The sequence below is a fragment of the Aeribacillus sp. FSL K6-1305 genome (assembly GCF_038050115.1).
GTDB classification, from domain to species: domain Bacteria; phylum Bacillota; class Bacilli; order Bacillales; family Aeribacillaceae; genus Aeribacillus; species Aeribacillus composti.
In genome coordinates this window covers 50,457-75,637 of the sequence record NZ_JBBOQV010000001.1, presented here as the reverse complement: position 1 = coordinate 75,637, position 25,181 = coordinate 50,457, and the positions used below count along the sequence as shown (strand labels likewise).

Here is a 25,181-nt window from a genome sequence, read left to right as displayed (position 1 = left end):
ATTATCCCCCCACAGCTTGGTTTTTCCTTAGACCAGCCTTCCAAAGCAACAATACTGCAAGCATAAAAAACATGCACCAAACTGCAGCCCATCCAAATCCGTACACAATATCCATCCCTTGGACGCTTCCGGTCAAAATTTCGATTGGAAACCCGACCATATATCGAAAAGGCAAATAAAAGCTGATCGTTTTCAAAAACGGAGGCAGGAGCGACATCGGTGCAATGCGGCCCGACAAAAAGAGAGACACCGCTTCAAACATGCCATACAAAGCCGTCACTTTTGTCACCCAAAAACCTAACAGACCAAATGTGTAGCTGAATAAAAAACGAATGACCGCTGCCAATAAAAGCGCACAAAAGAATAACAGCCACTGCGCCGCACTTATTTGATCCAGCCGCAGCGCCGGAATAAAGACCGCCAAGAGGCCCCATGCCGGAATTAAAATGACTAAAAATAACGCTTTATACACGATATTTTCAGCAATGGCCCAATGAATCGGGTGAAACGGACGGACAATTTGATAAGAAAAGGTTCCCTCCCTTATTTCACGCTCCAATTCCCAAACGTCCCAAGCGCTTGTCATGCGTTCAACAAAAATCAATGCCGCAAAGTAAAAAATAAACGCATTCTCCTGATCAGGATCAATATTCATCCAGACCATCATCGTGATCAGCGGCTGAACCATGGCTCCTGTCATCCACACGATCGTCGCCAGCCGGTAGGCAAACATCTCCACATATTTCATGCGAAGGAGAACAGAGTATTTACGAAACATGTGCATCCTCCTGAAACGCGAGCGTTATCACTTCTTCCATCGGCGGGTCTTCTATATTTAAATCGCGAACATCAAACTGCTGCAAAAATCGGGAGGATACCTCGTGAATGCGTTCCCTCGGCACACGAAGCGTTACTTTACCCTCTTTTGCATCGACTAATTCGCCGTATGCATCCCATGAAATATCGGGAATGGACGAAAGCTGAACCTCTAGCAATTTATACGGCGTCAATTTTTCCGTCAACATGTCCAATTCACCATCATACAACAGCTTCCCATGATTAATAATGAGCACCCGATCGCACAGCGCTGTCACATCGCCCATGTAATGCGATGTCAACAATACTGTCGTTCGGTGCTCGCGGTTATATTGTCCTATAAAGCGGCGGACTTTTTCCTGCGTATGGACATCCAAGCCGATCGTCGGTTCATCCAAAAATAAAACCTTCGGCCGATGCAAAAGCGCGGCTGCTAATTCGCATTTCATCCGCTGTCCGAGAGACAAACTCCGCGTTGGTTTCGTCAAGAGCTCTTCTAACTCGAGCAGCTCGACAAGCTCATCCAACGTTTGCCGAAACGCACGGTCTTCTATTTCGTATATCGCTTTACTGACGAGAAACGTTTCCATTGGCGGAATATCCCATATGAGCTGGCTTTTCTGTCCCATGACTAAACTCATGATCTTCTTAAATTCCGCTTTTTGTTCAAACGGTACATATCCGGCAACTTGAATGCTCCCGGAGCTTGGATAAAGCAAACCGGCCAGCATTTTAATTGTCGTTGTTTTCCCCGCTCCGTTCGGCCCTAAAAATGCGACAATTTCTCCCGAAGGAATAGTAAATGAAATGTCTCGCACCGCTTCCACAGTACGAATTTCCCTCTTAAACAAACTGCGTACAGCCCCCGTCCACCCTGCTTGCCGAACGTGAACTCGAAATTGCTTGTACAAATGCTCTACTTGAATTGACATAGTGCCTCCCTCTGTTTCTTCGAACACCATGGGATTACGCCATTGAAACAATCATTGTGAAATCGTCTCAATTAATTCTAATCGAAAATCACCAACCTGATTTTTTTTGTACAAATTCGTCACAGAAGTGGAATAATTTTGTATCGTCCCCCTAAAGTTCAGGTCTCTTTCAGGAACTGACACATCAAACGTTTGCTGATACAGCAGCGTCGTAATATCATGATATTCATCGCTTCTCACCTTAAAAGCAAAACGAATTTTATGTAATGGCTCACCGTTTGGTTGATGAACCACTTCCTCTTCATACTCCTCTACTTGTATCTCTACACCATTCAATATTACTTTCTTCACCATACGATCCATCCCTCCTTGGCAGCTGTTTACAAAAAATCATAGCACGAATGCTTCCTGCCCACAAACTAGCATGCTTATGAATATACAACACAAATTCGAAGCTGTCATTTTTTTGATTCTATTTAGCCTGGATGAACTGGAGCTAAAAACCCGTGCGATTTAGAACGGACTATGTAACATTTTTAATTTTATATAGTCAAGATGAACTGCAGCCGTATTTTTGTTTGCCAAAAAAAAATACATTTAGAGGCGGCAGCAACAATCCGTTCGATTACGGATTCAAACGTTCTGCCAATTTCGCAGCCAAACATAAACAGAATCTTATTGGCTGCTTTCAGGCTTTTTAAGCCAGGGAAAACATGTATTTTTTTTCACAGGACTTAACCCAATATTTTCTTAACCCGGCAGATAATCCGATATGATTTGAAAATCATGTATATTCTTTAAATATTTGTACAAACATATGTTGAGCAATGCTGATTTTTTCAGATTTTGCAAATGGTACAGGCTTCCTGAAATGCTATAATATGGCATAAACTAAGCGAAAAGAGCCAATGTTCACATATTTTTCATTCTCTATATATACATTTGTCAAAGAGAATTGACAAAAAGCACATTTTTATAAAGTAAAATGAAATCATATTGTATTGGTTCATCCTGATCATATACTCATGACCGGTTTCAAAGATTTATCCCGTTCAAAAGGAGGAAATAAAATTGTTATTTGAAGACCCCGTATTCAGCAGTCGAATACTGACTATCCTTACACTTTCTTTTCACGCTATTTACGCAACCATTGGGGTAGGCGTTCCGTTGATGATCATGATTGCCCAGTGGGTTGGGATCAAAAAAAATGACGAACATTATCTTTTAATGGCTAGACGTTGGGCGCGGGGGTATGTCATCACCGTAGCTGTCGGTGTTGTAACAGGAACTGCGATTGGACTCCAGCTGTCATTGCTCTGGCCGAATTTTATGGAACTTGCCGGAAATGTGATCGCATTGCCGCTTTTTATGGAAGTATTTGCTTTTTTCTTTGAAGCAATCTTTCTCGGAATTTATATGTACACTTGGGAACGATTTAAAAATCAGCGGAAGCACCTGCTCTTTCTGATTCCTGTCTCCCTTGGCGCCGCCTTTTCTGCCTTTTTTATTACCATCGTCAACTCTTTTATGAATGCGCCGCAAGGGTTTGACATTGTAAATGGTGAACTCATCAATGTCAATCCGCTGGGTGCGATTTTTAACCCGGCCATGCCGACAAAAGTCGCACACGTAGTCGCAACCGCCTTTATGACAGCCGCCTTTACGCTGGCATCTATTGCAGCATGCCAATTATTAAAAGGCTCCAACCATGTTTATCATAAAAAAGCCTTGTTTTTAACTATGAAAATAGGACTGATTTTCTCCATTGCAACAGCTGTTATCGGAGATTTTTCCGGCAAATATTTAGCTGAGTACCAGCCAGAGAAATTGGCGGCTGCGGAATGGCATTTTGAAACAGAAGGAAATGCTCCTCTAGTCATGTTTGGTATTTTAGATGACGAACAAAACATTAAATATGCACTTAAATTCCCATATTTGCTCAGTATTTTGGCGCATGGAGATCCAAATGCAGAAGTTATCGGACTAGACCAATTTTCAAATTTTGAATCTCCTCCGCTTTATATTCATTATTTTTTTGATATTATGGTAGCCATTGGCGTTTTCATGATTTTATTAGCACTTATCTATTGGATTGGAGTGAAGCGCGGATGGGCTTTCATCAACCAAAAATGGTTCCGCATGCTCATTGTGCTCGGAGGGCCTCTATCTTTTATCGCGATTGAGGCTGGCTGGTGGTTGACTGAATTTGGCCGTCAGCCTTGGATCCTTCGCGGAATTATGACAACGGGTGAAGCAGCAACTTCAAGCGGCCATGTAGGTCTTATGCTCATTCTTTTTGCCATTTTGTATTTGATTTTAGGAATCGGCACGATTGTGATTCTTCGCCGGTTGTTTAAAAATAATCCGGTGGAAAGAGAGCTTGAAAATCGATTAGGCGGTGAGCAGTCATGAGCTTGGAGATTATTGGGATATCCGTCCTTTGGATCTTTTTGTTCGGCTATGTGATCGTTGGATCCATTGATTACGGCGCTGGATTCTTTAATGCTTACAGCATTTTGAGTGGCAAGCAGCATATATTGTCCAAAATTATTCAACGCTACCTGTCTCCAGTTTGGGAGGTAACCAATGTATTTTTCGTTTTCTTCTTTGTTGGGATTGTCGGTTTTTTCCCAAAAACCGCATTTTATTATGGGACAACTCTCCTTGTTCCGGGAAGCATTGCGATTATTTTGCTTGCCATTCGCGGGTCTTATTACGCATTTGAAACGTATTCATCAAAAGGGCATAAAGGGTATGCCTTTATGTATGGATTGTCTGGATTATTGATCCCTGCATCATTATCTGTCGTCTTAGCCATTTCTGAAGGCGGATTTGTCTCGATGGTGGATGAGCATCCAGTTTTAAACTACGTAGCATTATTTAAAAGCCCATTATCTTGGAGCATCGTCGTTTTAAGTATTACGGCCGTCCTTTATATTTCAGCTGTTTTTCTTACATGGTACGCGAATCAAACTGGTGATACAGACGCAACGAATTTAATGAGAAAATATGCTCTTTTCTGGGCATTTCCTTTAATCATAACAGCTTGCGGCATCATTTATGAACTGAGCTATCACAACCAAGAGCATTTTGAACGCATCCTTAATTTATGGTGGATGTTCGCTTTATCGTTTCTTTTATATGTCGGGACTGTCTGGCTCATTTGGAAAAGAAAAAATTATGGATTGGCATTCGGATTGTTAGTAGGTCAATTTCTGTTAGCTTTCTTTGGATATGGAATCTCCCATTATCCGTACTTGCTTTATCCATATTTGTCCATTTATGACAGTTTTACAAACGAAGCTATGGCCATTTCCCTGATCATCGTTTTTATTTTAGGATTAGCCCTTTTGCTCCCTTCCCTTTATTTACTAATAAAACTGTTTCTGTTCGATAAAGATTATGTGAAAGGGCAAAACGCAAAATAAGGAGTGTGGAACGATGAAGACTTTTTTAATTACGTTTGCCCCCTTTCTCGTGCTATTCGCTGCTGCAGCTTTATCATTTTGGACAGCAGTGAAAGATGAGCTCATATCCAAAAGAGGATAAAAATTGAAGCAAGCTTAGAAATCAATCGAAAAAAAGCCGACAGTTTGCTCCATGTCGGCTTTCTTTAATTTGCTGTAAAGACACTTTGTTCAATTTGCTTCATTTGATAAAAGTATCCTTTTTTGTTCATCAATTCTTTGTAGGTTCCCGCTTCTACAATAGCTCCTTCATCCATAACGATAATTTGATCCATGTTTTCCAGACCGGCCAGACGATGACTGACAAGGATGACGGTATCATTTTTAGCAGCTTCAAACAGATGATGATAAATAGACTGTTCCGTTAAAGCATCCAAAAATGATGTCGGTTCATCAAGTATCCATAGCGGAGCTTTTTTCAACAATACCCTGGCGATCGCCAGTCTTTGCTTTTCCCCGCCTGATAAATTTCCTCCTCTTTCTAACAACGGATCGGCCAAAGAAAGATAGTCAAGCTTCACCTTTTTCAGCACATCTTCCAAATCTTCGTCAAGCACTGCATCTTTAGCAATCATTAGGTTATCGCGAACGGTACCGTAGAAAAAGTGGTTGTCCTGCAAAATAACGTTCGCATTTTTCCAAAGGCTATCGTCATCTAATTGATCGATCGGGATGCCGTTGATCCGAATCACCCCTTGATAGTTTTTATAAATTTTTAATAAAAGGGCCAGCAAGGTCGATTTGCCCGAACCACTAGGTCCGACAATGGCTGTTTTCGATCCTGCCGGAAATGTAATTGAAACATTTTTTAAAATTTCACCAAATAAATGAAAGGTGACATTCTCCATGACAATTGATGGAGCTTGTTGACCGGGAAGCTCCTTCATTTCTTTCTCATCAGACTTTTTTACAGAAGAGTCTTGATGCGTGGCGTCTGATAGTCTTGCAGCAGCTTGGCGGCTGTCCTCTAAATAACTTGGAAAAGCAGCCATCGGTGCCGCATGTTCAAAAACAGTTAATGAAATCATTACAAGCATGGCAAGAAAAATACCATCTAATTGACCGCCTGCAACGAAATAGACGCCAAGCAAAAGAATAACCCAAGAGATAATTAAAGATACAAACGTATTGACAGATTGACTGAAGAGGTTATGGATTGCTTCACGTTCCTGTTCTTTCAAATAAGCATCGGAGCGTTGGATAAGCTTCTCTTGTTTATGCTCAAGCTGTTGATAAATTTTTAAATCTCGAAACCCATAAAAAAACTCCGTCACTTCTGTCGATAAATTCCCGCGGCTTTGCCGAACATGACGCTCTACTTTTTTTAGTCTGAAAGCAAAGTAAGCCGGAATTAGGACAGTGGTGAAAATCAAACCGATACATAACACCAAGGCAATATAAAAGGAAAAGAACGAAGTGAAAAAAATGGTCCATAAAAATATGAGAGTGGATACGATCGGCGGATAAAAAACACGCAAAAAGAAGTTTTGCAGCGTTTCCACATCGCCGACAATTCTGGAGAGGAGATCTCCGCTCCGATATTTAAGAAAAATCGCGGGCACCAATGGCTCCAGCTTTTCAAAAAAAGAAACTCGCAACCGGCTTAATATATTGAATGTGGTGCGATGAGAAAAATAACGCTCCCCGTAACGGCTGCCTGCACTGATAAACCCTAGCAGTTTTATACAAGCTATGAAAACAGTCAGCGTGTAAATTGGCGGTGTAAGAGCTGCTTTAGAAATCAAATAGCCGCTTGAAGCAAACAAACTCACTGTCGCGATTCCTGTTATAAATCCGAAGAGAATGGACAAAAAAAGATCTTTCTTTTCTGTTAATGTCAGCTTTGTAATAAAAAGCAAATCTTTCATTTTGCCATGCCTCCCTGTTGGAGCGTTGTCATTTTCCTGTACGCTTCAACTGATTCCAGCAATTCTTTATGTGTTCCGGATGCGATGAGTTCTCCATTTTCCAAAAAAAGAATTTTATCCGCATTTATAATAGTATGAAGCCGATGAGCGACGGTAATGACGGTGGAAGATTGAGCTAATTCCTTTATGGAATCCTGCAAAATTTGTTCTGTTTGAAGATCCAGTCCAGTCGTCGGCTCATCAAACAATATAATGGATGTTTTTTTCAAAAACGCTCGTGCCAGTGCAATTCGTTGTTTTTCTCCTCCGGAAATTCCCCTTCCTCCTTCTCCAATAGGTGTATCAAAACCATTTTCAAGCGATTGGACAAGCTTTAAAATTCCTGCCTTTTCGGCTGCTTGTTCGATTTCCTCTTTCGTTGCATCGAGTTTTCCTCCCAAAGCGATATTTTCCGCAATCGTTCCAGAAAAAAGATACGGATTTTGCGAAATATAGCTGATTTCATTGAACCAGCTCTTTTCGTTCAAATCAGACCGCCGAATTCCGTTCACATAAATTTCCCCTTCAGTAAGCGGAACAAGACCTGCAATCACATGTAATAAAGTCGATTTCCCAGCGCCGCTCTTTCCGACAATTGCCACTTGCTCAAACGGGCGGATTTCAGCATTTATATTTTTTAAGGCAAACCTATCTCCCTCGTAACGAAATCCCGCTCCTTCTATACGAATGGTCGGCGGTCCTTCACCTTTTGGCAAAACTGCCTTCCCCCATTTTACTGGCTTTCCGATTATGTTTAGCTCCTCTTCAATCTTTCTTGCCGCCCCCATACTTCCCCTGCCTGCATGAAAGGCGCTTCCTAAATCTTTCAGTGCATTATAAAACTCAGGAGCTAGAATCAGCATAAAAAACGCGGTAAAAAAAGAAATGTTTTGAAAAATAATTAAGCGAATCGCCACATCAAGGGCAATCAATCCCATACTAAGCATGGAAATGAACTCCAGCATAAAAGAAGAGGTAAAAGCAATTTTCAATACTTCCATCGTCGCATCACGAAAGCCATGGCTGCTTTTTCTGATCGCTTCTTTCTGCTGTTTCGCACGGTTGAACAGCTTAAGGGTTGTCAGCCCTTGCAAAGTGTCAAGAAAATGTCCCGATAAAGCGGTCATTTTCTCCATTTGCTCCTCCGATTTCTTTTTCGTTTTGTAGCCAATGATGATCATGAATATCGGTATAAATGGCGCTGTGATCACCATGATTAATCCAGTAAATGGATGGCTAGCAAACACAACGAAAAGAATGAGAAGAGGTATGATCGACGTTTGAACTGCCTTTGGAATATAAATGCTAAAGTAGCTGTCGATTTCATCTACCGCATCCAGCAATACACTTGCTTTTTGTCCTGTTTTCCCTTGCAGCGATACTTGCAGCGGGTTGCTTGAAAATTTATTTAATAAAGATTGGCGAAGATCTTTTTTCACTTTGGACGCTATTTTAATTCCTGTTAAACCGCTGAAATAATGGGATGCAGTTCTGGCCAACAGAACAATGAACAAACCTAAAAGCAACTGGAAAACATCAGCAAAAGACTGTTTCTGTAAAAAAATGCGATCGACAATCGCCGCAAAAAAATAAGCTTGTCCAATAATGGCAGCACCAGAGATTAAAGCAAGCACGATTAGCAACATCAATTTTGTTTTCTGCTTAAAAGCCAATTTTTTTAGCTGAACCATCCTTTCATGCCTCCAAAAAAACACGTCCATAGATAAGTTTGATGAAACTTGAAAAAACTCTTTTAACATGGCAGTCCAAACGTTTTACAGTTCGCAAATACTTTCAAACAAGTATACATGATAAAATATATTCAAGTAAAACAACGGCCTCACCATTTTTTAAAAGTCTTCTATTCCTTGTTTACAACTTTGTAATTGTTGAATAACATGCTTAGATGAAAGAAAAATTTTTATTCGTTTATTATAGAAAGATATCAAATCGTGAAACTAATTTGATTTTCTATCGTATATAACATTGAAGCTAAGTTCAAAAAAAATACGAATACTTTCATACAGGGGGAAGTCGAAATTGAAAAAATTATTAGCAGCTTTGTTTACTTTCGCGCTTATTTTTTCACCTGTTGGAAATGTTGTTTTTCAAGATCATCCAACGATAGTAGAGGCGAAGTCATACAAATCAGGGAAAAAAAGCTTCAATTTGAATAAAAATACTACAACGAACAGTTCGAATTTCCAAGATAAAAAGGCAAACACTCCAAAAAATCAATCTGCCGGCTCCAAAGGCACACTCTCATCAGGAGGATTTTTCAAAGGCCTAATGTTAGGAGGGCTTGCCGGATTATTATTTGGCGGACTGCTAGCAAACATGGGTATATTCGGTTCAATTTTAGGTTTATTCATTAATTTGCTCGCAATCGTTATTCTCATCTCGATCATTCGCAAAATTTTCGTCCTGATCAAACATAAAAAAGAAAAAGAGGCTGCAAATCCATGGAAAAGCTGATTATTCCGGAGCAAGATATTATTAACGCCATCTGCGTGTACATTTCCCGAAAAAAACAAATAAAGCCGGAAGAAGTTGTAGTGGAGCTGATGTATGACGACGATTACGGCTTTTCTGCCGAAGCGTATGTAAACGACCGAAAGCAAGTACTTATTACCGCAAACATCATCGAAGCTCTGCGTCTTTGGCTCGATGAATTTTTAAATGAAGACCCGTACGCTGGGATTGAACTTGTGTTGGATGATGAAGAAGGAATTATTGCCATCGTCAAAGGAAGATAAACGAACAATCCTTAAAAAATAATCAGCACAAATTCGGCTGACTATGGATTGCGCTGGAACATTATGAAAAATGTTTCGGCGCTTTTTCATATTTCCAATTAAAATCCACTCTGAATCTAAAAAAACTCTATTTTATTGATTTTTTAAAATGCGATGAATCTCTTTAATCTCTACCCCGTATTCAACTGAACGTGCTGACAATTCCTCAATCACACGCTGCTGACGTGCTACAAATTGTTCTAAATTCTCATAAGTTTTAGGGATTCCTGTAATTTTTCGTTCGATATTTTCCATTTTTACTTCTAATCGGGATTGTCCTTCTTTTAGTTCTTTCATCCCTACTTTTAGCTCTTTCAACTCTTCTTTTACACCTTGTTGTTCGGCTGCCAAACGGTGTTGTCCTTCTTTTAGTTCTTTCAGCTCTTCCTTCATATCTTTTTGCTCAACTGCTAAACGAGACTGACCTTCCTTTAGCTCTTTCAGCTCTTCCTTCATACCTTTTTGCTCAACTGCTAAACGAGACTGACCTTCCTTTAGCTCTTTCAGCTCCTTCTTCATATCTTTTTGCTCAACTGCTAAACGAGACTGACCTTCTTTTAGCTCTTTCAGCTCCTTCTTCATATCTTTTTGCTCAACTGCTAAACGAGACTGACCTTCCTTTAGCTCTTTCAGCTCTTCCTTCATACCTTTTTGCTCAACTGCTAAACGAGACTGACCTTCTTTTAGCTCTTTCAGCTCCTCCTTCATACCTTTTTGCTCAACTGCTAAACGAGACTGACCTTCTTTTAGCTCTTTCAGCTGTTCCTTTACACCTTGTTGTTCGACTGCTAAACGGGATTGTCCTTCTTTCATTTCTTTTAGCTCTGATAATATTAATTTTAACGCTTCTTCCATCATATTAAACCTCCATCATGATTCATTTTATAATAACAAATATCTATCCTCTAAACGTTTCTACATAAAATAATAGAACAAATGTTTGGTTTTGTGAAGAAAAAGTTTCATATTAACTTCTGCTTTTATAATGATTATAATACACTTTTCTCTGACAGAAAGGTCTTAATACCACCTTTTTTCCTCGATTAATCTTTATTAGGAAATTTTCGAAAGCACCGATAAAAAAATTTCACATTTTCTCAGATCATTCATTTTTTTCCCTTTTGAATACTAAGTTTGACTTTTCCCCATTCCGATACATCAGCTCCTCCAGGTTTTGTTTGATTTTTTCTTGTAGTTTGTTCGATTCTTCAAATTGTTCGAGCAACCGTTTCGTTAGTTCGGCTATTTTTTGCTCAAAAGGAATGTCTTCTTCTTCTTCTTCTGCCTCTGTTCCGACGTACATGCTTGGTGTCAGTTTGTAGTCGTTTTGTTGTACTTCTTCAAGTTTTGCAATTTTACAGAAACCTTCAATATTTTCGCAGCTTTTTGCATGTTCATATTTAAATGCTCGATAAACTGATGCGATTTTATCAATTTCTTCTTTAGACAATGCTTTTTGCTTGCGGCTGACGGGCTTTCCCATTTTTCGGGCATCGATAAACAAAATTTTGTTTCTTCGAGCACGGTAACCGTTTTTTCCATCGCGATTTTTGCTTAAAAAGAACAAACAGCACGGTATGCCTGTTGTGAAAAACAGTTTTTCCGGCAATTGGACAACGCAATCGATGTACCCTTCATCCACCAATATTTTCCGCACTTCCTTTTCTTCCTTAACATTAGTTGTCATTGCGCCATTTGCCATCACAAACCCTGCTGATCCTGCATCATTTAAATGGTATAAGAAATGCTGCATCCACATATAGTTTGCATTGCTGTTTGTAACAGGCCCGATCAAGCGCGGATCGCTTTTCGATATTCTGTCCGCCCCCCAATCTTTTTGATTAAACGGCGGGTTGGCAATCACATAATCAGCCTTTAATTCAGGAAATTGATCGTTCAACAGCGAATCTCCCAGCCGTATTTCCGCATTGATGCCATGAAGCAATACGTTCATTTTTCCAAGACGTACTGTCGTGACGACATTTTCCTGTCCGTAAAATAAAAGAGACTTTTTATTCGGCGCATACCTCCCGCTTTGAATAAACATTCCACCGCTTCCACACGCTGGATCAAACACGATACCTCTTTTTGGTTCAAGCATCTCCACCAGCAATTCCACAATACAGGATGGGGTAAAAAACTCGCCGCCTCTGTTCCCTTCTGACGAAGCAAATGAACTAATAAAATACTCATAAGTACGACCGAGTATATCTATGCTGTCTTCCGAGCTGCCACTAAACACATCACGTGAAAAAATTTCAATTAATCCAGCAACATTTTCTACCGGTAAGTTCAAGCCTTGATAAATTTGCGGCAGCACCCCTGTCAATTCTGGGTTTTCTTCCTCGATTCGCTTCATCGCATTATCGAGAATTTCTTTAATATTCGGCTGTTTAGCATTTTTCATTATATAGTGCCAGCTTGCTTCCTTCGGGACGACAAACACATTTTTATCTCTATATTGATGAGAATCTGAAACGAAACCTTGCTGCATTTCTTCATTTTCCGCAAAAATTTGCTCCAACTCATTGCAGCTCTGTTCATATTTATTCGAAAGATAGCGCAAAAAAATAAGCGGCAGTACATAATGTTTATAGTCAGCTGGAGCCACGCTTCCGCGCATTTTATTAGCTGCTTCAAATAATTCTTTTTGGAAATCAATCTCTGCTTTAACCGCCATGGTTTTCCCCCTCTAAATCTTGCTGTCGATTCATTGTATTTTAAAAATATTTTAGCATAATCTGTCTTCCTCTTTTTCAAAACAAAAGAGCGGCCCATGCTTTGGCCGCAATAAGAAACAAAATAAATTTTCGAATTTTCACAATATGAACTGTCGATTGATATCCTCTTCCTGCAAACTTTTGGGCATTTATGTTCTTCATCAATTCTGAATTTGGTTGAAAAAATAATACCCTTTCTACATATGCTGCTTTAATCAAGAAAAACGTGCCAGTGCTTTTTGCTGAAGGGATAAAAAAATTTAATTTACAAAATCTTTAAACTTTCACTGCATCCATACAGCAGCTTTCTTTTCCAATCTTCTCGATCATTTACGTGCTCACCATTTTATAACTAGATCGTAACCCGGGCTGAATTCAAATAAAGGAAGATGCTTTACAGTCTTACAATTTTTTGCATTTTCACATTTTTTTAAAACGTACCGTCCCTATCATCATAACAGTTTCAGAAATGATCAAATGCTAAAATAAATCCCAAACGATAAAACTTAAAAAACTAGGTTACCTGTCATGTTTCCCTTTAAAAAAATGAAGGAAAGTAAAATCTCCTTTATTATTTTACCTTCCCCATACATTAGGATGTAACAAATTGACTCTTGAAGAACCGTCACGGTTCAGCTTTTTATACTTGTTTGTTGTCTCCAATAATTTACGTAAAGCAAACTCAAACTCTTCGTGCGATAATTGCTTAGTAGCCAATAAATAGTAAAGAACGGCAAATGCAATGGGTATCGTATCAACTTGAATATTTACATCAACATTTACATCTGAATTACCGCTCGAATCAATGGAAGATTTATTTGATTGAGGGCTTTGAGTAGAAGCATTCCGTAACCAAGAGAACTCTCCTTTATCTAAATGTTCCATAACATTCTCACCCTATATTATAGGTGGGACAAAAAAGACATCTCACCCACATTTAATTATGCTCAATTAATCTCTTTGCTCTTGGTTTTGATCTTGATCAGATTCTGCTTTCGACCGAACTTTTGCATCTGAATCGGAATCAACATGAATATCAATTTCCACTTTTGAGTTGCCGCTATTATTTACTTTTGCAATATTTGTGTTACGATCAATATTTTTTAATTATTCTCTAATTCGTTGTCCGTATCCACATCAACGTCACTTTTAAAATCTACATCAGCTTTTGCCTTTGCGTTCGCACGTTTTTCTGAATCGGAGCGTCTATTCTCTTCTTTGTCTGGATACCATACACTCATTCGTTTCACCACCTTTCTTGCTTTTGTCAATATAGTATTCATCACTAGCGTCGCATTAAAATTATACAATTCGATTAATATTACAGAATATTCTGTTAGTAAACTTCTCCATAAAAAAATCCTTTATAATGGTTTGGTGGTAGTAACCTATCCAAATCCAATATAAAGGAGCATAGCATGAATAAGTTTACACGAAAAACATCTTATGAACAATGGTTTTCACCGATTAATTCTTCATTATTTACAGAATTAGTGGAAAGCCATCAATTAACTCGCTATACCAAGAAGCTTTATATGGCTTCTTTTGTGAAACTCCTTTTATATGCAGGGCTTCATGAAACAGAGAGTTTGCGTGCATTAAGCGATGCGGTCTTCTCCGAAAAATTACAGCGAGCAACAGGATTACAATCGATTAGCTTTTCACAGTTAGGAAGACGAATCAATGTGATTCCAACCGTTTTCTTTCAAACGATTTTTCTCGATTTAGTGGAACGAATTCATCAGAAAACTCATTTTCAAACGCGAAGAAAAATGACAAGGCCACTCAAAATCATTGATTAGAGCACGTTACCTCTGAATTTGACCAACCATAAGTGGGCCGAGTTTCGAAAAACAAAGTCAAGTGTCAAGTTACACTTGCGCCTGGTTTTCATGGGAAAAGGGTACTCATAGCCGGACAAAGCAGTTTTGACGAACGCCATTGAACACGATTGAGGTCAACTAGAGGTATTTATTGATGACAAAGAATGCCTGTACGTGTTTGACCGTGGTTACTTAGATTATGAACGTTTTGATCGTATGACAGATGATGGCTATTTCTTTGTTTCACGATTACGGAAAAACGCTGTAGTTCGTGTATTGGAGACCTTTTCTCTGCCAGAAAATTCATCTGTTTTGTCTGATGAAATGGTGGTCATTGGCACCACACAAAATCGTTCTGAGAATGCGTTCCGTTTACTGAAATTGGTTGATACAAAAGGAAACACACTGCATTTACTCACAAATCGTTTCGACATAAGTGCAGATGAAATAGCAGAAATCTATAAATCGCGCTGGGCAATTGAATTGTTTTTCAAATGGATGAAACAACATTTAAACATTAAAAAGTTCTATGGACACAGTGAACAAGCAGTACACAACCAAATGTACATGGCGATGATTGTGTATTGCTTAAATGTATTAGCACAGTTGAATACGAATAGCCATCGTAGCTATTTACAAATAAGTCGCTATTTAAAAGCAGCTTTATGGAAATCTGCACACAATTGGTTACGAAAAATAAAAGGGAAGAGTGTCCCGTAAGGTTGAGTTGTCGTTGTCTCATTCATCTTAGGTTATAGGTAAAAAATAGATGTTTACTACCTTTATTATAGTGTTTTCACTTTTTACCAATTTCATAAAAAAAATATAGACTGAAAATTCAAAATTTATTTAAGCGACACTAGTGAGTTTTGGGGAATAGTAGGTGTAGGGTTGGAGTTGCTCTTCGTTGATGTCGATTACTTCTTTTAATGCATGAAATATTTCCTACATCTACTTCCTTAACTATTACTACCACTAATTTGTTTGATCAGTAGATGAAATTCCGGGAAGACGTTGAAGTAAATCAATTTCAGGAATATTCCCTGGGAAATTCATACTCCCTTTTGACACAGAGGGTTTAGAACGACTGAGATGTTTTTGCAATGGGCCATTAGAATGAACTTTGCCAAATATGTATTTTTATTTTACTCCATCACCAAGCCTCCTTTCCTATGTCAAAATAAAAAAACTGCCCTTAAAAATTCTAAAGAGGGCAGTTGAATAGACAATACATCCGCTAATAACCTTCTTAAAAAGAATCAAAACCATTCTTTATAGGAAGGGCAGCTGGCTGGCATGTCTATCAAAATAGATTTAGCTCCTTTAGCTTTGCGTCCTACCCTTTCGAGTAGTTTGCCGAAACAAAATTATATTTTTGTAGAAATTTGTAGGAATTTATCAAATAATATCTCTTACTTAATTGTATAACAAATTTTATAGTGAAAATGGTATAGTTAAAATGAACTATTTTTAAAATCGATAGGTAAAAAGTTTTAATTGAATACATGACAATCGACCTGTTAATCACAAGAAATTTAGGATCAATTGATTAGTAACAAGCCAACGTGTAATAGTCAGCTTCTTGATTTCTTTATTGGTGAAGACAAAAGACCTATGGAAGGCAGTAAATTTTTCAATTTATTCTCTACATGACAGAAGCTATGACACAAAGCCAACCACTTTTAATAAAAAACAATACAAAAAGCGGACGAAGAAAACTTGTTCTTTTTCTTCCGTCCGCTTTATTTTTGTGGCTTATCGGGGAAAGCTTTTCCAGAATATTGATGATTTACATACAGACGGGGAATGACCTCTGATTATGGACTTATTTTTGTACCACTTAAAATAGAAAAATATACTCTGTTTAAGAAAAGAATGGCAGAGAAAAATGGAACATAAATTTTTGCCTTAACCTTAAGCTTGGTACAGTTATGAATTTTAATCTATACAGGGCATATCCCAATAGAATAAGATGTCTTTCTACATCAGGAACAGTTAAAATAGTTGGACATTATTTTTTTAATGAAAAGCATGTAGCTGCTCTTTGAAAAGAAATAAGAATGGCTCTTCGATGCTTTAACTTATTTCCAATGGTGACGGCACTGGAAAATGAAATGGCTGGTACAGATAAAGCCCTCAACAATTCCTAGGAAGCCGCTCGTAAAACTGCGGAGAATTATTTAAAAAAAGTTGATTTTAGCTGAAAAAATGAACTATTACCCAAGTCAACTTTCCGGAGGACAACAACAGCGCGTGGCAATTGCACAAGAGCTTGCTATGGAACCAAAAGCGATGTTATATGATGAATCGACATCTGCCTTTGATCCCGAATTACATCTTGCAATCGGCGGATAAAAAAAGCCGCCTTAAAGTCATTCTGAAATGACCGTTTAAGACAGCTCGTCGAAAAAATTTTCGTTTACCAATAGTACGGATAACCGCCATAAAATCCTCCGTAATACGGCGGATAAAACGGATATGGCCGCGGTCCTACCAGTGCACTACCTAAAAAGCCGCCGAGCAAGCCGCCAAAAAACGGCGCACCGAAGAAAAAGGGGTTCCGCCCTCCGAAGAAAAAGGGTCTCCTTCCGAAAAATTGACGTTCCGGGTACATTTTCCATACCTCCCGTTGTAACAATTTACATCTCAATATTTTTTATGCATTCGTCACGGCTTTTGTATGGGCATATGTTGGATATCCGGCAAACGTCAAGATTTATTTTAAATAGATGGATGAAAGAATCCCTCCGCTCTCAGCATTCTAAAGAAGCCTCTATGAAGATACGTCATGATTTTGGGGTTCCGCAAAAATGCCCGTTTCCGGGAGAAAAATGCTTTTGGATAATAGACAGGCGTTATTCCCACCGTGCGGTTTTCCCGTTCCGCTAATGAATCAAAAACGTTGGGGCAGCGACAAACACACCAGCATTCCCTCTCCATAAGCGAATTAGGGAAAAATCTTGGGGCATCTCGTCTTCCCTGTCAGCTAAATTTTTTTTACGATAAAATCGCCCGAAACGAACTTCCCATCCATAGCAAAACACCCTTGAGGAAAGGCGATTGCTGCCTTAAGCCCTTTTTATTGCCTGGCTTCGAATAAATAAGGTAAGATAAATCTAACATCGGTATGAACGAACAGTAATCAAAGGAGGGGCCAACGGATGGAAATCGGCATTTACACATTTGGAGAACGGACGGTTGATCCGGAAACCGGTCAATTGATCAGCCCGGGGGAACGGCTGCAAAACTTGATGGAGGAAATTGAACTGGCCGATCAAGTCGGACTGGATGTGTTCGGCATTGGTGAACATCATCGTCCCGACTACACCGTATCGGCTCCAGCGGTAGTGCTTGCCGCTGCCGGGACCCGCACCAAACGCATTCGGTTGACCAGTGCAGTAAACGTCTTAAGCTCTGACGATCCGGTGAGGGTGTTTCAACAATTTGCCACCTTGGACCTGCTCACTCAAGGCCGCGCTGAAATCATGGTCGGCCGCGGTTCGTTTATCGAATCCTTTCCCCTTTTTGGCTACGACCTGAAAGATTATGACGAGCTTTTTGAAGAAAAGCTTGATCTGCTGCTCAAACTGCGGGAATCCGAACGGGTCACATGGGCGGGAAAGCATCGTCCGTCGCTGGACAATCTAGGGATCTATCCGCGGCCCCTGCAAAATCCGCTTCCGGTTTGGATAGCCGTTGGAGGAACCCCGGAGTCGGCCGTCCGTGCAGGCATGCTCGGTCTTCCGATGGCACTGGGCATCATCGGTGGTCTGCCCGAACGGTTCGCGCCCTTTGCTCAATTACACCGGGAGGCAGCGCAAAAGGCGGGGCACGAAACGCCACACCTCAGTATCAATTCACATGGTTTTATCGCCGATTCGTCGCAGGAAGCAGCTGACATTGCATTTCCAGCGTTTAAAACGATGATGGATCGGCTGGGACGGGAACGCGGTTGGCCGCCATTGACCCGGGAGCAGTTCGAGTTCTCTCTTTCCTTACGGGGCGCCAATTTTGTCGGCAGCCCTGAGCAAGTGATCGAAAAAATCTTGTTCCAGCATGAAATTTTCGGCCACGATCGCTTCCTTCTGCAATTGACCGTCGGCACGCTGCCGCACAAAAAAGTGTTGCGTGCCATCGAACTGCTGGGTACTAAAGTGGCACCGGCCGTCAAGCGGGAAATTGCCCGCACAAATCGGAAACCGTAACCGATATCCGCTAAAAGAAGCTAGCAGCAAGAAAAGGTTTCGGCTGGGCAACAACGGGTGCTGAATCAATTTAATCGGTGGACCATTTCATACTTGTTTCCGCAAGGATCCTGAAAATAAACCGCATAATAAGTCGGGCTGATCGGGAACTGCCAGGGGCCGCTGTCGATGGTGCCCCCATATCGAACTACAAGCTCTGCAATCCGGTCCACCTCCTCCCGGTCATGCGCCCAAAACCCGATCAAATTCTCGTTTGGCTTATGATTGGAATCTTCCGTGATAGCGAAATAAGGAACGCTCGGAAGCTCTCCCTCCGCTGCAAACACTTTCCATTTTCCGAATGGAAAGTGCGGGTAAAACCCAATGCAGGAAGAAGATTCTCATAAAACGTGCACACTTTCTCCCATGAATTTACTCTTAAATCGATATGACTGTATCTATTCATTGCGCCCCTCCAAATAATTTTTAATTTGCTCCAGCTTGTCTGCCCAGAAGCGTCTCATCAATTCTCTTACATAGACATCATCCAGCATTTCCTGATGGATGGCGATCGTCGTTTTGCCCGAATCCGTGGGCAGCAAATACAATTGAAGCCGGGAAGGCTTTTCCCATTCCGGAAGTTTCCATTTCATGCGGAGCTTTCGAAATGGCAAAACTACCGTAAGTTTCCCGCAGATACCTTCCTTAGATTTAAATTCGTAACCCTTTTGCAGCCGAAACTCGGAGACGTCCCCGATCCATAAGGGCAAGCCTTGCGGCGAAGTCAAATAGTCCCAAACCTTTTCCTTCTCCACCTTTATCGTTTTTCGGACGCCGATTTGAACGCCCGCCTCTTTGGTGACACCAACAGGAATCCTGCCGAGCAGCTGTCCATACATGACGGTCAGCCATTCCCCTATTCATCCGACACCTGAAATTGTTCACATATGTGCTCCTTCATATGTTCGTGAGACCAAGAAGGATCCACAGCCTGTTTCAAGGTGGCAACCCATTCTTCCCAGGTAATTCCCGTCGCATCCTGAACAGCCTGTCGAAAAACGGCCCCTGGCATTTTCATTCCTCCCCTCTTTTCAGTGAAAAAAGAAACACGATAGGATCAAAATCTTTTTGACGGCATCCTGAGCGGCATGGATACTGCACGACAGGTTGTACTTCGCAACTATGCAAATAAGTCAGTTGGATGAGGCCGTTCATTTGTATTGGATGCAGCCAGCTTTTTCGTCATTATTTGAGGATAATCACTCTATTAAATGATCAAACCTTTTTCTTTCCATCAGACAAAATGAACGAACGGATGCTCTGCATTTCTGCCATCACCAACCTCAAGGGACAAAGAGTCCAAGTAGGAATCGTAGCCCCTTCAAACTTCACAAAATATACAGAATCAGGATTATCGAGATAGACTTATAACTCATGACAAAGAGAACCGATAGAAATCCTTGCCCCTGCAAACTTCGTAAAAACAAATCAGAATCATCGAAATAGACTTATAGCATACGACATTGAGAACCAATGGAAATCCTCACTCCAACTAACTTCGTAAAATAAACCGAATCAGGATTATCGAAATAGACATGTAACTCACCACAAAAAGGGCAAGTGGCAATCGGCTCCCCTGTAAACTTCGTAAAACCGGATCAGGTTTATCTAGAAGATCTATAACTTACGATTTTGAAAGACTTCCATCGATTTGTCGCTTTCAGCTATATTTTCAGTAAAGCTCCCCGTTTCAATACCTCCACCGATTTCAATATGGATCGGCAATCTGATGTTGAGCCCTCTCCTTCAAAAAATTTTATGAATTGCTCACCTACATTTTAACAGAAAATTCAGAATATTAAACCGTTGTTTTGGAGTATTTTTTCCTCAATTTAAGAACTTACCCCAGATCCCCTGTCCTTATGTGAATGTAACAAAAACTGTTTAAGAGGACAAAAAATCTCTATCATATATAAAAAAAACACGAAGCATCATAGGTTTATCTAGTTTAGGGAAAGAGAAAATAACTTTTTCATGAGTTGAACAACAGGGGCAAACTATTAAAAAGCTAAAAAGAGGAGTTGACTTGTAAGAATTTTGATTGCACGGCCTTATCTATGATAGGCGCGACAAAAATGATAGGAGGCGTTCACCTTGTTTAGCAGCACAGGCATAAGATTTGATTTACATTTCTGATGCAATTATAATGGTGGGCAAGAATGGCCGAAATACATAATAAACAGTCATTCCTCAATCCAGTCTTCAATTGCGGCCGCCTTCGTTTATTTTTGGCTTCGCCACCTAGATGATGTTATTTATTCAAAAAATCTTTAGAAAAAAAGGAGAAATGTTTATGTCAATTGCGGTTACTGGTGCTACTGGTCAACTCGGTGGGCTTGTGATTCAACATTTGCTCAAAAAAGTTCCCGCCAGTCAAATCATTGCCATCGTGCGTAATGTTGAAAAAGCCTCTACTCTTGCCGATCAAGGCGTGGAAGTTCGCCATGGCGACTATAATCAACCGGAATCTCTTCAAAAGGCTTTTGCAGGTGTCTCCAAGCTGCTCTTTATCTCAGGTCCGGATTCTGATAATACGCTTCGTATCGTTCAACATGCAAATGTCGTAAAAGCTGCCAGAGATGCGGGAGTCAAACATATTGCTTACACAGGGTATGCCTTTGCTGAGGAGTCATTAATTCCCCTTGCATACGTTCATTTAGCAACGGAATATGCCATCCGTACGACCAATACCCCGTATACTTTCCTGCGTAATGCCTTATATACGGACTTTTTTGTAAATGAGGGGCTGCGCGCATCCATAGAGTCTGGAGCAATTGTTACGAATGCGGGAAGCGGGATCGTTAATTCAGTAACACGCAATGAACTTGCTTTGGCTGCCGCAACGGTTCTTACAGAGGAAGGGCATGAAAACAAAACGTATAACCTTGTTTCCAATCAACCGTGGACCTTTGATGAACTTGCCCAAATTCTCTCCGAGGTTTCCGGCAAAAAAGTCGTGCATCAGCCTGTCTCATTCGAAGAAGAGAAAAATTTCCTCGTAAACGCTGGTGTCCCTGAGCCGTTTGCTGAAATTACGGCAGCGATCTATGACGCGATTTCCAAAGGAGAAGCGTCCAAAACATCAGATGATCTGCAAAAACTGATCGGATCCTTGACCCCTCTGAAGGAAACCGTAAAACAAGCCCTGAAAATGTAAGAATTGACCAAATGACATAAAATGAAAAAACAGAACATCCAATGACTGCAAACTCGTGACCTGCTTTATCTTAGTTCGGTAGCAAAAAAACAAGAGATGTCAAGAGTGACATAGCTTAAACTTTTAGGAATCAAGCTCAATTAAAAACTCGGGACGGACATTCCGTTTCGAGTTTTTAATTGAACAGGATAAAGATGGTTGCAAGTATAATCATATTTGACTTAGTGTTAACAGAAGATGTTGTGATTAGGTATTTCAATATAATTCAGATTTCGAAGTCAGTGAATCTTTACTTCACCAATTGCTAAATGCGGAATGAAGAGGAAAAAGATCGGAATTTTAAACAGAATTTTCTGAATATAAATCACTCAACTTTCGCACACAGAAATATTTAAGCATTGCTTGATATAATTAGGTATAGTGGCCAACCATTTATTCATTTGATTTTTAAAGATGTCCATGTTCAAAGAAACCTCGGCTTCCGCCAAAGTTTGGAAAAGGTCAATAAGTGATTGAAGGGCAGTAATAAAATCTATGTCTTTTACATCTTCGCAAAGGATGTAAAAAAGGTTGCCAATCGTCTTAGGATCCTCCTCTTTTCGCATTTGCCAAGCAATGAGAATATATCGTGTAAAAACAATGGTTGTATGGCTAATTAACATGTCGTAGGAACGTCCCTGGAATTCTTTCTCTAAATTTAAAAGGGATTTATTGCATTTGAAGAAGACTTCAATGTCCCAACGCATGCCGTAAATACGAATGATCTCTTCATTTTCTAATGTTGTATCTGTGCTGAGAATGGCAAGCCATTCGCTCCGTTTATTACGGTTTCGTACAAATAGAATTTTTACTGGAATTCCATTGTCTAAAGTAGCATAAACGGATCCGCGAATGTCTTTTTTACCCATGTGAGGTTTTGCCAATTTGTAAAGTTGATTCAGTGTGAAACGTTCACCATTGTAAACGTATCGCTGCTTTAATTGCTTCACCAAGCCAATGACAAATAACCCTTTGTTCGTAATCTTCTCAATTAAAGGCGCTTGTGTAAACCAGGAATCCATGAGAACATAGTCAGCTATAATCCCTTTTTCAAGCGCATGATCAAGTAAAGCTGAAGCCACGTCCGGTTTTGATTTCAGAGCTTCCTGGCGACGCTTATAGCCAGATGTTCGTTTATCAATATTGGTATTGATTTCTTGCAGGCGATTTTCCTTTTTCGGTGAACTTAGAAGAGCAAAATCAACGGGAATAAAAGTAAAACTATCGGTCCAGCCAAGGGTAAGCATTTGAAACCCTTTCAAGTACTGATGGGTAGAGTGATCAAAAACCTTAGCCAACAGTTCAACCGACTTACTACGGTTTCTTGAAAAGACAGAATCATCAATCACAAAAGCTGTGACACGATCTTTTGAAGTTAATGGTTGAAGCAGACGGATCATTTCACTGCTTAATGAAAGCAGAAACTTTCTCCAATGATAGGTTGGTGTATTTAAAAAGCGATAGACTGTATCCTTTCCGGGCAGATCCTGAGATCGTTTACTCATAAAAGCACGAAACCAGTTCTTATATTGGAAGACTAAAAGAAAAATCAGTTTGAAAACAGTAAGACAAGAATACCCGGAAAGTTTCGTAATATTCGCTTTTCTTAAATGATATCCAATATTTAATTCGGAAAATCCTTGTTTAATTTCTTTTGGTAATTGCGCAAAGTAGTCTTTATTCGTTATCATAGTGGTGACACCTTTCTTTTGGATTTGGTTTCGTCACCAATATTTTACCAAAAGAATAGGTGTCTTTCTTTATGTTTTAAAAAATGTCAAATGATAATTTTGTACTTCCCAAAACCATTTACATCAAGCATTTAAACAAGATTTTGGACTGCGAAAGCTGAGTAAATCAAAAAAAGAGTCGGATGATTTTATCAAAGGCTCTCTTTACTGATATCTACCGCACTTTGACATATTTCGGATGATGCACAGTGGCACGAATTCTTTTTTGAATCACAGACACCTATCCTTTATTTTGGACCGGAACGGTACATTTCTAATTTGTCTAGGTCTAGAACAAGTCCAGCGTCTAGCAATATATCTAATCCTAACAAACCGTTAATCCCTTCATAGTCCATCCCACTAAAATCAATCTCATACTCTCTCAGTTGAAAAGAACCTAATTTAATAGAGTCCAATTTCTTCGTAAATGCGTGCTCTTTTCCTCCGATTCCGTAATAAGTAACAATATGATCGCCCATCTCTACTCGTAAATTAATATCCTCTACTACATTTTGAGAAATCAGTGTTTTGACAGCACCAGTATCAATGACCATATTATCAATCAACTTATACCTTCCTTGATAAACAATTTCTATCGATGTAAACAACAACCCATCACGATATTCAATCTGCATAACGAAAATTTCCCCTCAGACCAATCGTTCCACGAACTTTTAAGACAATCTCCTTGTGACTAGTGTGATAAACAAGCTGATCCCCTTTTGATTGCAGTAACTCACGAGTTGCATCCTCATCCGAAACCGTTTCAATGACAGCCACCTCTTCAATAATCTCCTGATCACCCTGTAAATGAGACTTCAATACCTGTAATTTCACAAATTGGTTCGGATACAGTGAACGCACTTCCTGCCATTCCATCTCCATCACCTCAACTTGTTCTTTTAATTGATTATATCACTACCCGAAAACTGAAAAAAGAATAGGCACCTCTGATGCAATATGCATCACTAGCGGAAAGATAAAAATTCATTTCGCCGAATGTTTTACATTTATGCATTTAACGATCGTACATACTACTTGTAGGATTCGATGTTGGTCAAAGAGTCGGAGTATATTGATAAAACCAGCGTTCTGCTGTTGTGTAAGCGAGTTATAACAAGCGAGCGACTTCTTGAATCGTTTTTCCGATACGTAACTGGGCGACCCACAATATTGAAACGATTCCGTTGCGATACTGTGAGACGGAAGCCCCGGATAGGAAACAGTAACTGTAAGGAAACAGGCTTGGCAGCGATGTCTTTCTATGGAAAGCTCAACCCAGTATAGCCATGAATCCATTGTTTTCGTTTCGATGACATGTTAGTTGTCCGTCCGAAGCAAGTCGGGCAGATCGGACAATGAGGAGGGGAAGTTCAAAAATCCAGCGTTCTCCCTATTTTCGTTCTCCTTGAATAAGAAAGCCTGTAAATTATATGCAAAAGAAGTTTGATTTATCAAGGTTTTTTAGCTGTTGAAAATTAACTCCGTTCATTAAATTTAACTTAAAAAAATAATTACGTTAGCAAATGTGTTAGCAAGAAAGTAAGTATG

24 protein-coding genes, 2 pseudogenes and 1 riboswitch are annotated in these 25,181 nt (G+C 39.8%); of the genes and pseudogenes, 10 read left to right on the top strand and 16 right to left on the bottom strand.

Features of this window, described 5'->3' with window-relative positions; genetic code table 11:
• Position 1 precedes the first annotated feature (1 nt).
• Genes NST97_RS00320 through NST97_RS00310 form a run of 3 tightly spaced genes read right to left on the bottom strand, consistent with a single transcriptional unit; the run spans position 2 to position 2,102 of the window.
• Positions 2–778 (bottom strand): ABC transporter permease, encoded by a 777-nt coding sequence (locus NST97_RS00320; RefSeq protein ID WP_094245449.1) that lies wholly within the window; start codon positions 776–778, stop codon positions 2–4.
• Positions 768–1,748: an ABC transporter ATP-binding protein gene (locus NST97_RS00315; RefSeq protein ID WP_341342780.1), complete on the bottom strand. Its 981-nt coding sequence runs from the start codon at positions 1,746–1,748 to the stop codon at positions 768–770. The genes NST97_RS00320 and NST97_RS00315 overlap by 11 nt, the downstream gene beginning before the upstream one ends.
• 51 nt (positions 1,749–1,799) lie before the next feature.
• A complete protein-coding gene (locus NST97_RS00310) occupies positions 1,800–2,102 on the bottom strand; it encodes a DUF3219 family protein (protein WP_063386396.1) in 303 nt (100 codons plus the stop codon).
• 152 nt (positions 2,103–2,254) lie between these two features.
• On the opposite strand from NST97_RS00310, the gene NST97_RS00305 reads away from it, so the two are divergent.
• From NST97_RS00305 to cydS, 4 genes are all read left to right on the top strand, one after another.
• The gene (locus NST97_RS00305; protein ID WP_063386397.1) at positions 2,255–2,449 is read left to right on the top strand and encodes a hypothetical protein; all 195 of its coding nucleotides are present in this window, start codon (positions 2,255–2,257) and stop codon (positions 2,447–2,449) included.
• Between the two features lie 370 nt (positions 2,450–2,819).
• The gene (locus tag NST97_RS00300) at positions 2,820–4,160 is read left to right on the top strand and encodes a cytochrome ubiquinol oxidase subunit I (RefSeq protein WP_341342779.1); all 1,341 of its coding nucleotides are present in this window, start codon (positions 2,820–2,822) and stop codon (positions 4,158–4,160) included.
• Positions 4,157–5,176, top strand: coding sequence for a cytochrome d ubiquinol oxidase subunit II (locus tag NST97_RS00295; RefSeq protein ID WP_063386398.1), 1,020 nt, complete (start codon positions 4,157–4,159; stop codon positions 5,174–5,176). The genes NST97_RS00300 and NST97_RS00295 overlap by 4 nt, the downstream gene beginning before the upstream one ends.
• Positions 5,177–5,189: 13 nt before the next feature.
• Positions 5,190–5,297 carry a cytochrome bd oxidase small subunit CydS gene (gene cydS / locus NST97_RS19145; protein WP_375338786.1) on the top strand — a complete coding sequence of 36 codons (108 nt, stop codon included), beginning with the start codon at positions 5,190–5,192 and terminating at the stop codon, positions 5,295–5,297.
• Between the two features lie 64 nt (positions 5,298–5,361).
• Here the strand turns inward: cydS and cydC are convergent, their stop codons facing one another.
• Both cydC and cydD read right to left on the bottom strand, forming a co-directional pair.
• Positions 5,362–7,083 (bottom strand): thiol reductant ABC exporter subunit CydC, encoded by a 1,722-nt coding sequence (gene cydC / locus NST97_RS00290; RefSeq protein WP_341342778.1) that lies wholly within the window; start codon positions 7,081–7,083, stop codon positions 5,362–5,364.
• Entirely contained in the window at positions 7,080–8,813 is a 1,734-nt protein-coding gene (gene cydD, locus NST97_RS00285) for a thiol reductant ABC exporter subunit CydD (RefSeq protein ID WP_063386400.1), read from the bottom strand. Before cydD ends, cydC begins: the two co-directional genes overlap by 4 nt.
• Positions 8,814–9,162: 349 nt before the next feature.
• Here cydD and NST97_RS00280 point away from each other — a divergent pair, with 349 nt between their 5' ends.
• A complete protein-coding gene (locus NST97_RS00280) occupies positions 9,163–9,597 on the top strand; it encodes a hypothetical protein (RefSeq protein ID WP_063386401.1) in 435 nt (144 codons plus the stop codon).
• On the top strand, positions 9,585–9,878 hold the full coding sequence (locus NST97_RS00275; protein ID WP_063386402.1) for a YxcD family protein: 294 nt from the start codon (positions 9,585–9,587) through the stop codon (positions 9,876–9,878). Before NST97_RS00280 ends, NST97_RS00275 begins: the two co-directional genes overlap by 13 nt.
• Before the next feature lie 132 nt (positions 9,879–10,010).
• Here NST97_RS00275 and NST97_RS00270 read toward each other — a convergent pair whose 3' ends face one another.
• The 4 genes from NST97_RS00270 to NST97_RS00255 form a co-directional block, all read right to left on the bottom strand.
• The gene (locus NST97_RS00270) at positions 10,011–10,775 is read right to left on the bottom strand and encodes a hypothetical protein (RefSeq protein WP_341342777.1); all 765 of its coding nucleotides are present in this window, start codon (positions 10,773–10,775) and stop codon (positions 10,011–10,013) included.
• Between the two features lie 244 nt (positions 10,776–11,019).
• Positions 11,020–12,597 (bottom strand): type I restriction-modification system subunit M, encoded by a 1,578-nt coding sequence (locus NST97_RS00265; RefSeq protein WP_130156735.1) that lies wholly within the window; start codon positions 12,595–12,597, stop codon positions 11,020–11,022.
• 616 nt (positions 12,598–13,213) lie between these two features.
• Positions 13,214–13,522 carry a hypothetical protein gene (locus tag NST97_RS00260; RefSeq protein WP_063386406.1) on the bottom strand — a complete coding sequence of 103 codons (309 nt, stop codon included), beginning with the start codon at positions 13,520–13,522 and terminating at the stop codon, positions 13,214–13,216.
• Positions 13,523–13,740: 218 nt separating this feature from the next.
• A complete protein-coding gene (locus tag NST97_RS00255; protein WP_311067083.1) occupies positions 13,741–13,878 on the bottom strand; it encodes a hypothetical protein in 138 nt (45 codons plus the stop codon).
• A 177-nt stretch (positions 13,879–14,055) separates the two neighbouring features.
• Between NST97_RS00255 and NST97_RS00250 the strand changes: the two are divergent.
• Both NST97_RS00250 and NST97_RS00245 read left to right on the top strand, forming a co-directional pair.
• Positions 14,056–15,180, top strand: a pseudogene (locus NST97_RS00250) (IS4 family transposase).
• Between the two features lie 559 nt (positions 15,181–15,739).
• Positions 15,740–15,828: riboswitch (cyclic di-GMP riboswitch) on the bottom strand.
• A gap of 849 nt (positions 15,829–16,677) precedes the next feature.
• Positions 16,678–16,794, top strand: a pseudogene (locus NST97_RS00245) (ATP-binding cassette domain-containing protein); the annotation flags it as partial.
• 85 nt (positions 16,795–16,879) lie between these two features.
• Here the strand turns inward: NST97_RS00245 and NST97_RS00240 are convergent.
• The gene (locus NST97_RS00240) at positions 16,880–17,074 is read right to left on the bottom strand and encodes a hypothetical protein (RefSeq protein WP_063386410.1); all 195 of its coding nucleotides are present in this window, start codon (positions 17,072–17,074) and stop codon (positions 16,880–16,882) included.
• Positions 17,075–17,621: 547 nt separating this feature from the next.
• Between NST97_RS00240 and NST97_RS00235 the strand changes: the two genes are divergently transcribed.
• Entirely contained in the window at positions 17,622–18,665 is a 1,044-nt protein-coding gene (locus NST97_RS00235) for an LLM class flavin-dependent oxidoreductase (RefSeq protein ID WP_063386411.1), read from the top strand.
• Positions 18,666–18,730: 65 nt separating this feature from the next.
• Here NST97_RS00235 and NST97_RS00230 read toward each other — a convergent pair whose 3' ends face one another.
• The 3 genes from NST97_RS00230 to NST97_RS00220 form a co-directional block, all read right to left on the bottom strand.
• The gene (locus NST97_RS00230; protein WP_341342776.1) at positions 18,731–18,991 is read right to left on the bottom strand and encodes a VOC family protein; all 261 of its coding nucleotides are present in this window, start codon (positions 18,989–18,991) and stop codon (positions 18,731–18,733) included.
• 111 nt (positions 18,992–19,102) lie between these two features.
• Positions 19,103–19,543, bottom strand: a complete 441-nt coding sequence (locus NST97_RS00225; protein ID WP_341342775.1) for an SRPBCC family protein — start codon at positions 19,541–19,543, stop codon at positions 19,103–19,105.
• Positions 19,544–19,560: 17 nt separating this feature from the next.
• Positions 19,561–19,716 carry a hypothetical protein gene (locus NST97_RS00220; protein WP_311067079.1) on the bottom strand — a complete coding sequence of 52 codons (156 nt, stop codon included), beginning with the start codon at positions 19,714–19,716 and terminating at the stop codon, positions 19,561–19,563.
• Positions 19,717–20,997: 1,281 nt separating this feature from the next.
• Here NST97_RS00220 and NST97_RS00215 point away from each other — a divergent pair.
• Positions 20,998–21,861, top strand: a complete 864-nt coding sequence (locus NST97_RS00215) for an SDR family oxidoreductase (RefSeq protein WP_327848801.1) — start codon at positions 20,998–21,000, stop codon at positions 21,859–21,861.
• Positions 21,862–22,229: 368 nt separating this feature from the next.
• On the opposite strand, the gene NST97_RS00210 is transcribed toward NST97_RS00215, so the two are convergent.
• From NST97_RS00210 to NST97_RS00200, 3 genes are all read right to left on the bottom strand, one after another.
• The gene (locus NST97_RS00210) at positions 22,230–23,591 is read right to left on the bottom strand and encodes an IS4 family transposase (protein ID WP_087960047.1); all 1,362 of its coding nucleotides are present in this window, start codon (positions 23,589–23,591) and stop codon (positions 22,230–22,232) included.
• A 287-nt stretch (positions 23,592–23,878) separates the two neighbouring features.
• On the bottom strand, positions 23,879–24,265 hold the full coding sequence (locus NST97_RS00205) for a retropepsin-like aspartic protease (protein WP_339194842.1): 387 nt from the start codon (positions 24,263–24,265) through the stop codon (positions 23,879–23,881).
• Positions 24,255–24,509 (bottom strand): hypothetical protein, encoded by a 255-nt coding sequence (locus NST97_RS00200; RefSeq protein ID WP_327848799.1) that lies wholly within the window; start codon positions 24,507–24,509, stop codon positions 24,255–24,257. The genes NST97_RS00205 and NST97_RS00200 overlap by 11 nt, the downstream gene beginning before the upstream one ends.
• Positions 24,510–25,181: the final 672 nt, after the last annotated feature.